The following is a 15790-nucleotide window of genomic DNA, read 5'->3' on the forward strand; positions in this document are numbered from 1 at the left end:
TAAATTTTACTTTTGACTTTGAAAAAAGTTTGCCTATGTCGATTACTAAGGAAATCCTGAGCGTGATTCTTGGCGGAGGTGCCGGATCAAGATTGTATCCGTTAACAGCCAGCCGTTCCAAACCAGCTGTTCCTATTGCCGGCAAATACCGGTTAGTTGATATTCCTATCTCCAATTGTATGAACTCCGGCATTAACCGGATGTTCGTGCTGACGCAGTTCAATTCCGCGTCATTAAACCGTCACATAAAGAACACGTATCATTTTAGCGCATTCAGTTCCGCCTTCGTGGATATCCTGGCAGCGGAGCAAACTCCTGACAACCCGACCTGGTACCAGGGAACCGCCGATGCGGTGCGCCAGAGCCTTCGTCATATTGCACCATTCGACAGTGAATATGTCCTGATCCTTTCCGGTGACCAGCTGTACCAGATGGATTTCCAGGACATGCTGGACAATCATAAGAAGAGCGGCGCGGATATCTCCATCGCAACGATCCCGGTAGGAGACCGTGATGCGCCTGAATTTGGGATACTGAAAGAAGAAAATGGATTGATCAGCTCGTTCATTGAAAAGCCGAAGAAAGAATTGCTGGTGGACTGGGTCAGTGATACAGGACCTGAGATGCAGGCCAAAGGGCGAAACTATCTTGCGTCTATGGGTATTTATATCTTCAACCGCGAGTTGTTGTTCGACTACCTGCAGAATGACTACCTGGAAGCAACCGATTTTGGTAAGGAGATCATTCCTCAATCTATCGGTAAATGCAAAGTAGCAAGTTATCAGTATGATGGATACTGGACGGATATCGGAAATATCCATTCCTTTTTCGAAGCGAACCTGGGACTTACCGATGAGATCCCTGAATTCAACCTTTTTGACAATAACCGGTCGATCTATACTCGTGCACGCATGCTGCCGCCCGCAAAAGTGAGCGGGACTACGCTTGACAGAACGGTGATCGCGGAAGGCTCTATTATCAACGCAGCCCGAATGGAGAAATGCGTGGTGGGGATCAGGTCGAGAGTAGGGCATGGTTCAACGGTGACCAATACCTATATTATGGGTAGCGATTACTATGAAACGCTCAGCGATATCGCAGCTGATCAGTCGAACGGCATTCCACTGCTGGGGATCGGGAACAATTGTTTTATCCAGAACGCGATCCTGGATAAGAACTGCCGGATCGGTGACAATGTGACGATCAATGGCGGTCATCATCTTGAAAATACAGACCAGCCTCTCTATACGATCAAAGACGGTATTATCGTGATCAAAAAAGGTGCGATACTGCCAAATGGGTTTGCGATCGGAAGTGAGGGATAGAGGGCTAAAGTTTTATAGTTTAAGGGTTTAAATGTTCAGGCATTTAGACCCTTTTTCTTTGTCCGCCGGCACCCCAGGGGTAAGGTCTTGTAAAGCGCTGCATCTTGCAAGGATCAGCTGGACAAGTTAGGAGATGAGTTCTTCCGCGTATGTGGCCGGTCGTCTATTCATCGCCATACTTCCGTTATTTTCCCGGGAGATCCTGTGTTTTTCCCATGGATTCCCTTTTGCCTAAAGCGATATTTACAACAGAGAAATTTCTTAGTCACCGTCATTTTCAGGACTGGTGGAGGAGGGCAGTCCTGAAAAGGGCGGTGCGTTTTTTTTATTGCATCTATGATCAAAAAAGGAAGAATGAGATAGGAATTGTGGAATGATACAATTGAAAAAGTGGGCGACGACAGTCAAACGCAGCAATGCGATTGCTGTCGTATGCCCATTTCTGGCCGGCGCGCGCGGCGGTGAATGGGTCGTAATGCGCGACGGGTATCTCAACCCGAACCCCGGGATATAGAGCCCCCGGGACTCACTAAACCTTAGTGAGGTGTCAACACCTGAACCCTCCCAAACACATAAAGCTTTTGTAAATATCAACCGGGGAGCCCGTGGGACGTCTGGAATCTCTGGAACATCTGAAACCTATGGAACCTCCCAAACCCATAGCCCTGTTGCTAAATATCAACCTGGGAACTCATGAAACCGCCCTCCCCACAATTCCGAAATTTTCTTCGAAATGTGTACATGTTACATATTTCTGTATCTTGCCCCAGCCTTCACTGAAGCTTTGGCGGCTCTGCCCATTTTAGCTTCAGCAAGTCGGAGCCCAAAAACACGATTGCTTATGTCAACCTCCTTTACAGGCATCAAACCCCGCCTGAGTATCGCTCAGATCATCAACATGAGCGTAGGATTTTTCGGAATTCAGTTCGGCTGGGATCTTCAGCGGGCGAACATGGGCCGGATCTATGAGAACCTTGGCGCCAACCCCGAAGAAGTTCCTTTATTATTTCTCGCAGCACCGCTTACCGGCTTGATCGTTCAGCCGATCATCGGCTATCTCAGTGATCGTACCTGGCATCCGCGCTGGGGGAGAAGGCGGCCTTATTTTATGATAGGTGCCATTCTTAGTTCGATTGCCCTGATATTTATGCCACATAGCAGCGCCCTGTGGATGGCAGCTGGCCTGTTGTGGATCCTGGATACCTGCGGAAACATTGCGATGGAGCCGTTCCGTGCATTTGTGACAGATAAACTGCCGGATTCGCAAGTGAACCGCGGATTTATTATGCAGAGCCTGATGGTTGGAATAGGTGGCAGCATCGCCTCCGCACTACCGTGGATCATGAAGAACGTATTCGACATTTCCAACACTTCGGAAAGAGGTGTGATCCCTGAAAATGTGAAGTGGTCATTTTATATCGGTGCATTCTTTTTCCTGTCTGCCGTTATGTATACGGTATTTACCACAACAGAATATCCGCCATCTGCATCAGAAGAAAAAGAGAAAGATGGGAGAAAAGGAATTGCAGGAGGTGTTTCAGAGATCATGTCAGCCCTGGCGAACATGCCCGGCCAGATGAAACGCGTGGCGCTTGTACAGTTTTTTACGTGGCCTGGTTTGTTCCTGATGTGGTTTTATTATACAACTGCGGTTGCGGTCAATATCTTCCATGGCGTCGACGATAAAGATCCTGCGTATGCTGCCGGTGCAGACTTTGCAGGGCTCACACTTGCATTTTATAATGTGGTCACTTTTGCCTTTGCATTTGTACTTCCTTTTATTGCAGATAAACTTGGCCGGAAACTCACGCATTCACTTTGTTTGCTGGTAGGCGCACTTGGTCTTATCAGTGTAAGCTGGGTGGAGAACAGGTACATGTTGTATGTCTCAATGGCTGGTGTGGGTATTGCGTGGACGAGTATTCTCTCCATGCCTTATGCCATGCTGAGCGGAAGCCTGCCGCGCAATAAGGTTGGGATCTATATGGGGATCTTTAACTTCTTTATAGTATTGCCGGAGATCCTCGCTTCGCTGGGCTTCAAAAGCGTGATGGTGCATGTGTTGAACAATGACCGCATGCTGGCGATCCAGGTGGGAGGTATGCTGTTCGTTGTGGCGGCGATCCTTTGTTATACAGTCGTCAAAGAAAACAAAAAGCCAGATGAAGAAGACCTGGCCCGGCTCGAACTGGAAGAACAACGTCCGATCTGATCTTAATTCTCTCTTACATAAAAATCTGCGCATGAAAAAAACTGCCGCATTCATTTTTGCGATCATCATTTCATTGAATTGCTTTTCGCAGGAAATGCAATTATTCCCGACCAACTGGTTCACGGGTTTTAAGAATACTAAATTGCAACTGATCATCCATCGTCAAGGCGTGGCCAACGATGTGCCGATGTATAAACTGACGCCGGCCGGAATGAAACTGGCCGATGGGATCACCATGAAAATGGTTCATCGTGCGGAGAATCCCAATTACCTGTTCCTTGATCTGGTGATCGACAAAGCGGCGAAACCCGGTGTGAGGAACATCAAACTTGGCCGGTTGAATTTTCAGTATGAACTGAAAGCAAAAAATACGGGAAATAGCAAAACACGCGTCCAGGGAATCAACGCAAAAGACTTTGTATACCTGCTGATCCCTGACCGGTTTGCGAATGGCGATGAGTCGAATGATATCGTGAAAGGTTACAGGGATGAAACGAGTGACCGGAAGAATAAATTTTCCCGCCATGGAGGCGATTTCAAAGGTGTCGAGAATCATCTTGATTATTTCAATACACTGGGTGTAACTGCGATCTGGATGACACCGGTGATCGAAAATAACGTAACGCTGATGCATGAGTGGGGGAATAATGTTGCTGGATATCACGGCTACTGGTTTACTGATCATTACCAGATCGACAAACGACTGGGTGGCAATGATGGCTATCTTCAGCTTTGCGATGCTGCGCATAAGAAAGGCATCAAGATCATCCAGGACGCGGTGTACAATCACGTGAATAAAGAGCATTGGTCAGTACTGGATCCGCCAATGGCTGACTGGTTGAATAACTGGCCTTCATTCACGGCACCCAATCACCGTGAAGAAACGCTGTTTGATCCCTACTCTTCTGCCTATGACAAAAAGAATATGCTCGATGGCTGGTTTACCGATCATCTTCCCGACCTCAACCAGCGCAATCCCTTTGTGGCCAACTTCCTGATACAACATGCGCTCTGGACAACAGAAACTTTCGGGATCGATGGCTGGAGAGTGGATACATATAAATATGCTGATGAACCATTCCTGAACAATGTCAACAACGCCCTGTATGCAGAGTTTCCGGCGATCATGGTATTTGGTGAAGCCTGGGTGAACACTGTGATCGGCAATGCGTATTTTACCAAAAACAATCTGAATGCACCCTTCAGTCATAATGCGAGAGGTGTGATTGACTTTCAGAGTTGTTTTGCAATCCTGTCAGCGATGAATCTTGCGAAAGGGTGGAATGATGGCGTGAGTAAGATCTATATGACACTCGCGCAGGATCTTGTTTACAAAGACCCGATGAACAATTGCATCTTTATGGATAACCACGATATGGATCGTGTGTTCTCTGTGGTAGGAGAAGACTGGGATAAGATGAAAATGGGATATAATTTCCTGATGACACTGCGTGGCATTCCTCAATTATACTATGGAACAGAAGTGCTGATGAAGAATCTCAAAACAACCACCGATGCAATGGTAAGGGAAGATTTTCCGGGTGGCTGGAAAGGTGATTCAGCTAACAAATTTACAGATGCAGGAAGAACGGCTGCGGAGAAAGTTTCCTTTGATCATATCAGTAAACTTGGTCAGTTCCGCAGATCTTCTTCTGCCCTTACAACGGGCAAGACAACGCAGTTTGTGCCCAAGGACGGCGCTTATGTATATTTCAGGTATGATGCGAAGCAGACTGTGATGGTGGTGGCAAATACAGGAGAGAAGGCATTCAAGCCGGACTGGAATGTATATGCTGAAAGAACAAATGGGTTTACGAAAGCAAGAGATGTGGTAACGGGAAAGGAGATCTCCCTTGCTTCAATAGAGGTGAAACCGAAAGACAGTTTTGTATTTGAACTGGTAAAATAATATTCCCGCCAGTGAACAAGCTCGCTATCGTCACGAAACCGATGTATACCCCGGAGGCAATGCATAGGTTTCGTGACGATAAAAAAAGTACCGGTTAAAATGCAATTTCTGTCAGCGGGTCCCAGAACTTCGTTTTGAAGTCGACAACTTTGTCGTTTCGCACTTCAATACCTTCACTGCGTAATTTCTTTTCCCGGTAACCGTTATCATTTACCACGACTCCTGAGCTGTTCACTACGCGGTGAACCGGCACCGGCACTTTCTCGTTCCCAACGAGGGACATCGCCCGGCCAACCATCCGGGCGCCGGATTTTAGTCCTACCGCTTTGGCAACGGCACCGTAACTTGTCACACGTCCTTTGGGTATCAGCCGCACGACTGCAAAAATGGCTTTGTAGATCTCCTGGTTATCTGAATTCATCATTGAATTTACGCAGGTTAAACATGTTTGCCATCTTTTAAACCATGATCGTGGGCAATATGTTTTAATGATCCGGGAACATGCAGGTTTTAACTCAACAGCGCAGGCGTGGGCGCTGACTCTTTTGATCAATAAAATTGACATAGTGAAAAGCGGCATCGAAAAAAAGTCCGGGGTTCCGGAGACATTCAGCAGCGAGAACTTTCAAACGATCTGCGATCGGCTTGGGAGGAAAGACAAAGCATTAAGGCAGGTATTGCAGGCCCATGGTTATCCTCCGATGTGGACGCGGAAAAATAATTTTGAGACGCTTGTGCATATCATACTTGAACAACAGGTATCGCTGGCATCAGCACTTGCGGCATTGAACAAGTTAAAGGAGAAGATCAAGCGAATTACACCCTCAAGAGTACTTGACCTTACTGATGAAGAAATGAGAGCCTGCTATGTAAGCAGGCAAAAGATGGTTTATATCAGGGGTTTAGCTGAATCGATCCGTAAAGGACATACAGATCTTAAAAAGTTAAGCAAGCAGTCAAATGAAAAAGTGCGGGAAGAGCTTATCGTGTTAAAAGGCATCGGCAACTGGACGATAGACGTGTACCTGATGTTCGCGCTTCAGCGAACCGATCTCTTTCCCATCGGAGACCTGGCAGCCGTGAATGCATTGAAACGGGTGAAGAACCTGGCAAAGGATACTTCCAGGGAAGATATGCTGAAGGTCAGTGAAGGTTGGGCTCCTTTCAGAACCGTGGCGACGATGATCTTATGGCATTATTATCTGTCAAATACCGGAAAGAAAATAGCTCCGGTTGAATAGCGATAGCCGATGCAGACAGCCGATGGCCGATGGCCGGTGCCACATTTGGATGGAAGCTATTGCTGCTGATTGGTATAGTGTATAGGGATTAATCGTTGTATTTTCGGCCATCGTCCATCGGCCATCGTTCATCGGCCATCGTCTTTAATAAATCCGTGTACTCCGGATCTTTAACTCAACGCTTCTTCATTGCTTTCGGAAATCGGGGATCATTGATGAGCTGACGGATCTGTTCACTGTGCCGTATACAATGCGAGAGCATCCACAACGCCTGCTGATGCAGGTCACGAATATCCCTTTTACCGGACGCATCTTTCCTGAAAACGTAGTAAGCCCGCATGTTGAGACTGTTATTGCGTACAAAAAAATCTTTCGAGAGGGTTCTTGCTGTGGTAAATACCCTCCAGCATGTTTCTTTATCACAGTAACGTTTGAGAGGGAGATTGGTACCACGCGCATGACCTTTTGCCGGGTCTGTGGCATAAGCGATCGCTTTTTCATCGCCTCCTTTTGTAGAGTCCTGGTAAGATGCGGGCATTTCGGGTTGAGAGGTTGCCCACCAGAATTCGCGGACATACCCTTCTTCGATGAGACCGAGATGTTCAATGATGTCGTTCACCGACCATGTATTGCTATCCGGCCTGTAGAAAAATTGCTTTTCCGTCAATGGGCTGATAAGAGCGCGGATCGTCTCCTGCGTCGAGTCCAGGGATCGCATGATGGATGCTTTTTCCTCACTGGTCCATTGCTTCAAAGGCGTCTGTGCCTGAACGGAGGATAGAAACTGGGTGGAAATAAGTATGCTCAGAATGATTGCCCGCATAAAATAGTTTTCTGGTTAACGCACCGGACGCCAGCAAAGCGCCGGCCCGGAGCGGTGCAATATAGCACGGGTGCAGCGTGCTGGCACAGGGTATTTAGTATTTGGCAGGTTGATGCTGGTAATTTGCGTGGTAGGCACGGGTAGTAGAGTTTCACGAAATCATTCTTCTGAAGGCCCGGGAGTTGACTGAGGCAAAGCAAACGTGTGTCCATTCAGCCGTTCCGGTTGGCAGAAGGGAAGGGAAGGGCTTTGAATGAAACCCAATGTCGTTTAGTTCGAAGAGTTTGTTCCGGCCGGGACAACCGGATAATGGCTTCGCTCAACGACATAGAATTGAAATCGTATGTTTGTATGTTGTAAGCACACAAACCTGCGGCTCATTCATGAACTTTGTGTGGCTTAAACGAGTAAGGTTTAAATATGACAACAGGTAAAATTTTGATCATAGATGATGAAGAGCAGTTGCGTAAACTGCTTTCCCGCATCATTTCACTGGAAGGTTTTACGGTCAGTGAGACGGGGACTCTCAAAGACGGAATGAATTTATTGCACCGGCAATCTGTTGATGTGATACTGTGTGATGTCAGGCTTCCCGATGGCAATGGAGTTGACTTCGTGAAAACGGTCAAAGCATCTTATCCTTCGATTGAGATAATTCTGCTGACGGCTTACGGAAATATTGCGGACGGTGTTAAAGCCATCAAGAATGGTGCTTTTGATTATATCACCAAAGGCGACGATAACGACCGGATCATTCCTTTGCTTCACCAGGCAGTGGATCAGGCGGTTCATTCTAAAAAAACAGCTATTAAGATCAGCCAGGCTTCTGTGGTCGATTTCGGATCAATCATAGGAGAAAGCCCTGCCATAAAGAATGCGGTAAAACTTGCGCAGCGGATAGCTCCCAATGATGCTACCGTTTTGTTGCTGGGAGAAACCGGGTCAGGTAAAGAAGTGTTTGCCTCTGCTATTCATGAGAACAGCCTGCGGAAGGGCAAGGCAATGGTGGCGATCAACTGCAGTGCGTTCAATAAAGAACTGCTGGAAGGGGAATTGTTTGGCCATAAGGCCGGTGCCTATACCGGTGCGATGAAGGACAAGAAAGGGCTTGTGGAAGTTGCAGACGGTGGTACGCTGTTCCTGGATGAGATCGGTGAAATGAATATTGATCTCCAGGCAAAAATGCTACGGGTGCTGGAAAATGGAGAGTATATCAAGCTAGGCGACACCAGGGTTTCCAAAACGAACATCAGGATCATTGCGGCCACCAACAGAAACCTTGAAAAAGAGATCGAACAGGGGCATTTCCGGAGCGATCTGTATTACCGGTTAAATGTATTTACGATAGACCTGCCTTCCTTGCAGGAAAGGAAAGACGATATTCCATTACTTGTTAAGTATTTTCTTGACCGGTTTTCAGAGAAGGCAAATAAGGAACCTGTGCTGGTTAGCAGATCTGCGATGCAACTGCTGCAGAATTATTCCTGGAAAGGAAATATCCGGGAATTAAAGAATGTGCTGGAGCGGGCCGTGATACTGGTAGACGGGTCTGAGATCCTGCCCGAACACTTGCCTTATGATATTCAGAAACAGAATGCGGCACCGCATCCGGAATTGTCTCTCGCTGCTGTGGAGAAACAGCATATCCAAAAGATTCTTGTACATACCAACGGAAATAAAGCAAGGGCCGCCCGGCTTTTGGAGATAGGCCTCGCAACGCTCTACCGCAAAATGGAAGAGTACGCGATCCCTTCCGTCTTATCAAAATGATAACACACCTTCTCAAAATGAGAAGGTGTTTTTGTTTCCGGCATATCCAATTATTTTCCTGTCTCCGGCAAATGCTTGTCCAGCAAGCATTTCAGGATAGCTCTCCACGCCAAGGTTCCCGGTATGGCATTTGGCCATTAGCGGAACGATGAAAAGAAAAAGAAGTATACCTGGAAGTATCGCAATCACCATGATATGGTTGATCGCGCCGGCATTGGTGTACGCTGATCCCTGTCATTTCACCTGCATAAACAATCAACTATGTTATATCTGCTACTGATCGCCTGCGGGCTTATTTGCTTCTGGATATTTTATAAAACAATTGACTGGTTTGAAAAAATCTAATCCACATTATGACATTACTATTCATTTTATCAATCGCCGTATTAGGATACCTCCTTTACGTTTTAATTAAACCCGAAAAATTCTAGTTACTATGACTGGCGAAATAACAGGTGTGATACTGATGTTTCTTATTGCAGTGGTACTCGCATATCCACTGGGAAAGTATATCGCAAAAGTTTTTAAAGGCGAGCGAACGTTCACCGATCTTATGAACCCGGTTGAAAGATTCTTTTACCGGATCTGCGGGATCAACCCCGGCGAGGGCATGAACTGGAAGCAATTTCTCAAAGCAATGCTTACCATTAACATGCTCTGGCTGGTGTATGCATTTGTCTTACTTGTTTTCCAGGATAAATTGCCGCTGAACCCAGATGGAAATCCTGCGCAGACACCGGATCTTGCATTTAATACAGCCATCAGCTTTCTTGTCAACTGTGATCTGCAACACTATTCCGGTGAATCCGGTGTGACTTATCTGACGCAGTTGTTCGTAATGAACTTCCTGATGTTTGTAAGTGCGGCTACGGGCATTGCTGCTTTAATTGGAGTGCTTAACGGACTCAGGGAAAAGACTACACAGAACCTTGGGAACTTCTGGGTCATCTTTACCAAAGCTATTACAAGAGTACTGCTTCCTTTGTGTATAATCGGCGCGGTATTGCTGGCGATCAATGGAACTCCAGCGAGTTATGACGGCAAAGATTCCATTACAACATTGCAGGGGGATAGCGTACAGGTTTCAAGAGGGCCGGCGGCCGGCATGATCGCCATTAAACACATTGGTACTAATGGCGGCGGATGGTTTGGAGCGAACTCTGCGCATCCTCTCGAAAACCCCAACTACTTCACCAATGCGCTGGAGATGATCATGCAGATGATCATCCCGATAGCGATGATCTTTGCACTGGGTTTCTTTCTGAACAAACGCAAATGGTCGGTCGTCATCTTTGGCGTAATGACGATCGGCATGCTTTGCCTGCTGATCCCCACGATGGTCACTGAGGTCAACGGCAATCCCGCCATTGCAAAAATGGGCATTTCCCAGGCAACGGGTGCAATGGAAGGGAAGGAGGTGAGGTTTGGGCCCGCGGCTTCAGCTTACTGGAGCATAATGACGACCATAATCTCCACCGGTTCCGTCAATTCCATGCATGACAGTTCCATGCCGGTATCCGGTCTGATGCAGATGCTCGGTATGATGATCAATGCGTTTTACGGGGGTTGCGGAGTTGGTATCTTGAACTACCTGATCTATATCATCATTGCAGTCTTTATCTCCGGATTGATGGTCGGCCGTACGCCGGAATTCATGGGGCATAAGGTGGAGGCAAGAGAAGTGAAAATAGCAGCGCTGGTTACTTTATTATCGGCCTTTCTTGTTAAAGCATTTACAGCACTTGCAGCTTATATGGTTGCGCGCCATCCTGAAACCGGTTGGGCAGTGCAGCCGGGTAACTGGTTGAATAACCCGTCTTATCATGGCTTCTCTGAGATGCTGTATGAGAACACTTCTGCCAATGCAAATAACGGAAGCGGTTTTGAAGGGCTGGGTGACAACAATATCTTCTGGAATGTCACCACCGGGTTTGTACTGGTGCTTGCAAGATTTATCCCGATCATTGGACCGGTTGCAATTATAGGACTTCTGGCTGCTAAAAAGTTCGTTCCGGAATCTCCGGGAACATTGAAAACTGATTCATGGACATTCGGCATGATGACATTTGCCGTGATCATCGTGATCAATGCACTTTCCTTCTTCCCTGCACTGGCGCTGGGTCCTATCGCAGAGTATTTTTCTTTAAGATAATTGAATACATCAATCATGACACAACGGAAAAGCAACATAAAATTATTTGATCCTTCCCTGGTTGGCACCGCAATTAAACAGGCATTTGTAAAACTTGATCCACGGATGATGGTGAGGAACCCGGTGATGTTCACTGTGGAGATCGGCACTCTTGTAATGTTCGTGGTAATGCTTTATCAACTGATCACCGGTGATCAGACACAGGGTGCATTGTGGTATAATACTGTCATCTTCCTGATCCTTTTGATCACTGTTCTGTTTGCAAATTTCGCGGAAGCTTTAGCAGAAGCAAGAGGTAAGGCGCAGGCTGAAAGTTTACGAAAGACAAGGGAAGATACACCTGCAAAAAAAGTATTTGTTTTAGGAGATATGTATGTGAACGAGGTGAAGGTCGTGCCGTCGTCCCAGCTCAAAAAAGGAGATCTGTTCATCTGTGAGCCGGGGGATATCATTCCGATGGATGGCGAGATCGTGGAGGGCATAGCCACCATTGATGAGTCGGCGATCACCGGTGAATCAGCTCCGGTGATCCGTGAGTCGGGCGGAGACAAGTCATCCGTCACAGGTGGAACCAAAGTATTGAGTGATAAAATAAAAGTAAAGGTCACTACAGAACCCGGGGAATCCTTTCTCGATAAAATGATCGCGCTTGTCGAGGGAGCTTCCAGGCAGAAGACGCCGAATGAGATCGCATTGACCATACTGCTCGCATCTTTCACGCTGATCTTTATTATCGTTTGTGTTACGCTCAAGCCGTTTGCGGATTATGCCAATACACCGATCACGATCGCGGCATTCATTTCCCTGTTCGTTTGCCTGATCCCAACAACTATCGGAGGTCTTTTATCCGCTATTGGGATTGCGGGAATGGATAGAGCGCTTCGCGCAAATGTAATTGCAAAAAGCGGTAAAGCGGTGGAGACTGCCGGTGACGTGGATGTTCTGTTATTGGATAAGACTGGTACCATCACCATCGGCAACCGTAAAGCCACTCATTTCTACGCAACAGAAACCAATGACGAAAAGGAGTTCATTCAATATAGCGCGTTAAGCTCCCTGGCCGATGAAACACCCGAGGGCCGATCTATCGTTGAGCTGGCATTATCCAATGGAGTAAATGCAGCGGTACAGCAAGGCATGCAGTTCATTCAATTCACCGCCGAAACGCGAAGCAGTGGTGTGGATATGCCAGACGGCTTAAAGATCAGGAAAGGAGCATTCGATACGATCCGCACAATGGTGGTCAAAGCGGGTAATAAGGTGCATACGGTTACGGAGCAGAAAGTTAAGTCGATCGCCGCAAATGGCGGTACGCCCCTGGTGGTTTCTGTGAACAATGAGATCAAAGGTGTAATAGAGTTGCAGGATATCATCAAACCGGGGATCCAGGAACGTTTTCAACGCTTGCGCAAAATGGGCGTCAAGACGGTAATGGTTACGGGAGACAACCCTCTTACGGCAAAATACATTGCAGAGAAAGCGGGGGTGGATGATTTTATCGCGGAAGCAAAACCGGAAGATAAAATGAACTATATCCGCAAAGAGCAGGCATCCGGAAAACTGGTAGCAATGATGGGAGATGGCACCAATGATGCACCGGCACTTGCCCAGGCCGATGTCGGCGTTGCAATGAACAGTGGAACACAGGCGGCAAAAGAAGCTGGTAATATGGTCGACCTTGATAACGATCCGACGAAGCTGATCGAAGTGGTGGAGATAGGAAAGCAGTTGCTGATCACAAGGGGAACGTTGACGACCTTTTCGATCGCCAATGACGTGGCGAAATATTTTGCCATCGTTCCTGCACTTTTCATCGCATCCATACCTGCTTTACAGGCGTTGAATATAATGGGTTTGAAGAGTCCTGAATCTGCTATCCTTTCGGCCGTGATCTTTAATGCGATCATTATTCCGATGCTGATCCCGCTGGCGTTGAAGGGCGTTGCTTACAAACCGATCGGAGCGTCTGCATTGCTGCGACGGAACCTTTTCATATATGGTTTAGGAGGCATTGTCGCACCCTTTATCGGGATCAAACTGATCGATCTGCTCCTTGGTTTATTCATGTAATTATTAAAACAATCTGAAATGAAAAAGAACTTATCTATATCTGCGAGATTAACACTGGTAATGATCTTACTGCTTGCGGTGATCTATCCCTTACTGATCGCAGCGGTCGGGAAGTTAACGCCTGGTAAAGGAAAAGGAGAAACGATATCTGTTAACGGGAAGGTGGTTGGTTACGAACGTATCGGTCAGAAATTCACAGCGGATATATATTTCCAGGGTCGTCCTTCCGCTGTAGATTATAACGCCGCAGGTTCCGCCGGTTCCAATAAGGGGCCGTCAAATCCCGGATACCTCCAGCTGGTACAGAACAGGATCGATTCCTTTCTTGCACATAACCCCGGTGTTACGAAAGAACAGATCCCTTCTGATCTTGTAACGGCTTCCGGCAGCGGCCTTGATCCGCATATCTCTCCCGATGCTGCACGTATACAAATAAAGCGGGTTGCATCATCCAGGGGAATTTCAATGCAGAAGGTTACTGAACTGGTACAAGCGCATATTGTGCAGCCGGTGTTCGGCCCTGCTTATGTGCATGTGCTGAAGCTTAATGTGGCTCTCGACGAAATTAAACACTGATCAGTTTTACGGAGTATCCAATTTACTGTATCTATCTCCAGATACATACTCATGGGAACATCCACTGTATCTGTCTTCTTACATTTTTAAACAAAAGCATCTATTCAACCAAGTATCAAAACAGACAAAGAATGAAAAAAGCATTTTTAGCGATCGCGGCAATTGCTCTCGCCGCAGGTTCGCAGGCTCAGGATTCAGCACAGGCAAAGATCCCTTTCGGGGGAATGGACCTTTCCTGGATAAACGGACAGAACCGGCAGAAGAATTTTCCTCTCGTTGTAACAGATAAGAATGGGGAGACCATTCTGACAGGAGTGGTTCTTTTAGACGGCTACTTCAACTATAATTTTGCGCGTCCGAAAGATAACACGCAAACGATCTCTGCCGCAACCGGCCGCAGTAATGAGTTTACACTCAATCAGGCGAGTATTGGTATTGAAAGTAATTATAAGAACATAATCGGACGTCTCTGGTTACAAACCGGCAATAGCCTGAATATTGTTCAGGAGGCTGATGGCTCGGTAGGCCGTGGACGGAATACGAGCACAGGAAACCTGAAATTTATCCGCGAAGCGGCTGCCGGCTATCACTTTAATGTAGATCATGGATTGAATGTGGAAATGGGGATCTTCATGAGCTATATCGGCCTGGAAAGCTATGTGACACAGGAGAACTGGAGCTATCAGCGAAGCCTTGTCTGTGATTTTACGCCTTTTTATTTCCAGGGAGCAAGATTGCAATATTATCCTTCTAAAAAGTTCAAGACAGAGCTATGGTTGCTGAATGGCTGGCAGTCCTACAACAGCTGGAGCAAGAATATCGGATTTGGTAACTCAAACTATTTCCGCCCTTCGGAAAACGTGCAGCTGGTAGCAAATTTCTATTATGGGAATGACAGTAAAAGCGGTACACCCGAGCTGTCCAAAGTAAGAAGATTCCATCATGATAACAGTATCGTGGCACGTTATCATAAAAAGGATCCATCACAGGGAGGGATCACACAGGCTGCTTTCAGTTTGAATACACATTATGGCTTTCAAAGTGGTGAAGGTGTAAAAAGAAAAGATAACTACATGGCGGGGACATCTCTGGCGCACCGCCTCTGGTTCAATCACAATAAACTGGCGTGGACGGTAAGAGGCGGCTGGCTGACAAATCCGGGCGGCTATCTTGCATTTATTCCCGCAGCTGCAGGGAATATTCCGAATGACTATGATATTGCGATCGCTTCCGGGAAGGATCTGAAAGTAGGAGAGCTGAGTACCACCCTGGATATTATGCCAAATGATTTTGTAACCTTCCGTTTTGAATATCTGCACCGCAAGGCAAACATGCCTTATTTCGCCGGCGCGGGTGGAACAACTTCACAAACGGGATTCAATAATGATCCGATCGATCCTGCCTGGAAAGCTGATCTGAGAACTTCAGAGAACAGGGTGATCGTGGGAGTCAACTTCCGGTTATAACAGGCAGAGAGATCCGCACTACGGATCGTGGCATCAGCTGCGATCCGTAGTGCATTTACAGCCTATAGGAAATAATGCTTTCTACTTTTGAGAAGATATTATCAAAATGAGAAGGTCTGCGACCGCCGGCAAGAAAGATTGAAAATGCAAACAGTTGATCCAGTGAAATCTGTAACGGAATGGATGTGGATTTTTTTCAGGAACAGGTTTTGGCACCAATATCATGAAAACAATTTTTCGAAAAAA

12 protein-coding genes are annotated in these 15790 nt (G+C 46.8%); 10 read left to right on the plus strand and 2 right to left on the minus strand.

Features of this window, described 5'->3' with window-relative positions; all coding sequences use genetic code 11:
- Nucleotides 1–35 precede the first annotated feature (35 nt).
- The 3 genes from LZZ85_RS12105 (at nt 36) to LZZ85_RS12115 (ending at nt 5446) form a co-directional block, all read left to right on the plus strand.
- The gene (locus LZZ85_RS12105) at nt 36–1325 is read left to right on the plus strand and encodes a glucose-1-phosphate adenylyltransferase (protein ID WP_237872004.1); all 1290 of its coding nucleotides are present in this window, start codon (nt 36–38) and stop codon (nt 1323–1325) included.
- Between the two features lie 841 nt (nt 1326–2166).
- Nucleotides 2167–3537 carry an MFS transporter gene (locus tag LZZ85_RS12110; protein ID WP_237872006.1) on the plus strand — a complete coding sequence of 457 codons (1371 nt, stop codon included), beginning with the start codon at nt 2167–2169 and terminating at the stop codon, nt 3535–3537.
- A gap of 31 nt (nt 3538–3568) precedes the next feature.
- The gene (locus LZZ85_RS12115) at nt 3569–5446 is read left to right on the plus strand and encodes an alpha-amylase family glycosyl hydrolase (RefSeq protein WP_237872008.1); all 1878 of its coding nucleotides are present in this window, start codon (nt 3569–3571) and stop codon (nt 5444–5446) included.
- Nucleotides 5447–5540: 94 nt separating this feature from the next.
- Here LZZ85_RS12115 and LZZ85_RS12120 read toward each other — a convergent pair whose 3' ends face one another.
- Entirely contained in the window at nt 5541–5870 is a 330-nt protein-coding gene (locus tag LZZ85_RS12120) for an MGMT family protein (protein ID WP_237872010.1), read from the minus strand.
- A gap of 64 nt (nt 5871–5934) precedes the next feature.
- Between LZZ85_RS12120 and LZZ85_RS12125 the strand changes: the two genes are divergently transcribed.
- The gene (locus LZZ85_RS12125) at nt 5935–6687 is read left to right on the plus strand and encodes a DNA-3-methyladenine glycosylase family protein (RefSeq protein WP_237872012.1); all 753 of its coding nucleotides are present in this window, start codon (nt 5935–5937) and stop codon (nt 6685–6687) included.
- Between the two features lie 175 nt (nt 6688–6862).
- Here LZZ85_RS12125 and LZZ85_RS12130 read toward each other — a convergent pair whose 3' ends face one another.
- Nucleotides 6863–7510, minus strand: coding sequence for a DinB family protein (locus LZZ85_RS12130; RefSeq protein WP_237872014.1), 648 nt, complete (start codon nt 7508–7510; stop codon nt 6863–6865).
- 420 nt (nt 7511–7930) lie between these two features.
- On the opposite strand from LZZ85_RS12130, the gene LZZ85_RS12135 reads away from it, so the two are divergent.
- From LZZ85_RS12135 to LZZ85_RS12160, 6 genes are all read left to right on the plus strand, one after another.
- The gene (locus LZZ85_RS12135; protein WP_237872016.1) at nt 7931–9280 is read left to right on the plus strand and encodes a sigma-54-dependent transcriptional regulator; all 1350 of its coding nucleotides are present in this window, start codon (nt 7931–7933) and stop codon (nt 9278–9280) included.
- A 353-nt stretch (nt 9281–9633) separates the two neighbouring features.
- The gene (gene kdpF / locus LZZ85_RS28645; protein ID WP_237872484.1) at nt 9634–9711 is read left to right on the plus strand and encodes a K(+)-transporting ATPase subunit F; all 78 of its coding nucleotides are present in this window, start codon (nt 9634–9636) and stop codon (nt 9709–9711) included.
- 5 nt (nt 9712–9716) lie between these two features.
- Complete coding sequence (gene kdpA / locus LZZ85_RS12145) at nt 9717–11432, plus strand: potassium-transporting ATPase subunit KdpA (protein ID WP_237872018.1); 1716 nt, start codon at nt 9717–9719, stop codon at nt 11430–11432.
- 15 nt (nt 11433–11447) lie between these two features.
- Nucleotides 11448–13502 (plus strand): potassium-transporting ATPase subunit KdpB, encoded by a 2055-nt coding sequence (gene kdpB, locus LZZ85_RS12150; protein ID WP_237872020.1) that lies wholly within the window; start codon nt 11448–11450, stop codon nt 13500–13502.
- 18 nt (nt 13503–13520) lie between these two features.
- Nucleotides 13521–14078, plus strand: coding sequence for a potassium-transporting ATPase subunit KdpC (gene kdpC / locus LZZ85_RS12155; protein ID WP_237872022.1), 558 nt, complete (start codon nt 13521–13523; stop codon nt 14076–14078).
- Between the two features lie 131 nt (nt 14079–14209).
- Nucleotides 14210–15544, plus strand: a complete 1335-nt coding sequence (locus tag LZZ85_RS12160) for an outer membrane beta-barrel protein (RefSeq protein WP_237872024.1) — start codon at nt 14210–14212, stop codon at nt 15542–15544.
- The last annotated feature ends 246 nt before the right edge of the window (nt 15545–15790 follow it).

The organism is Terrimonas ginsenosidimutans (assembly GCF_022012415.1).
GTDB lineage: Bacteria > Bacteroidota > Bacteroidia > Chitinophagales > Chitinophagaceae > Terrimonas_A > Terrimonas_A ginsenosidimutans.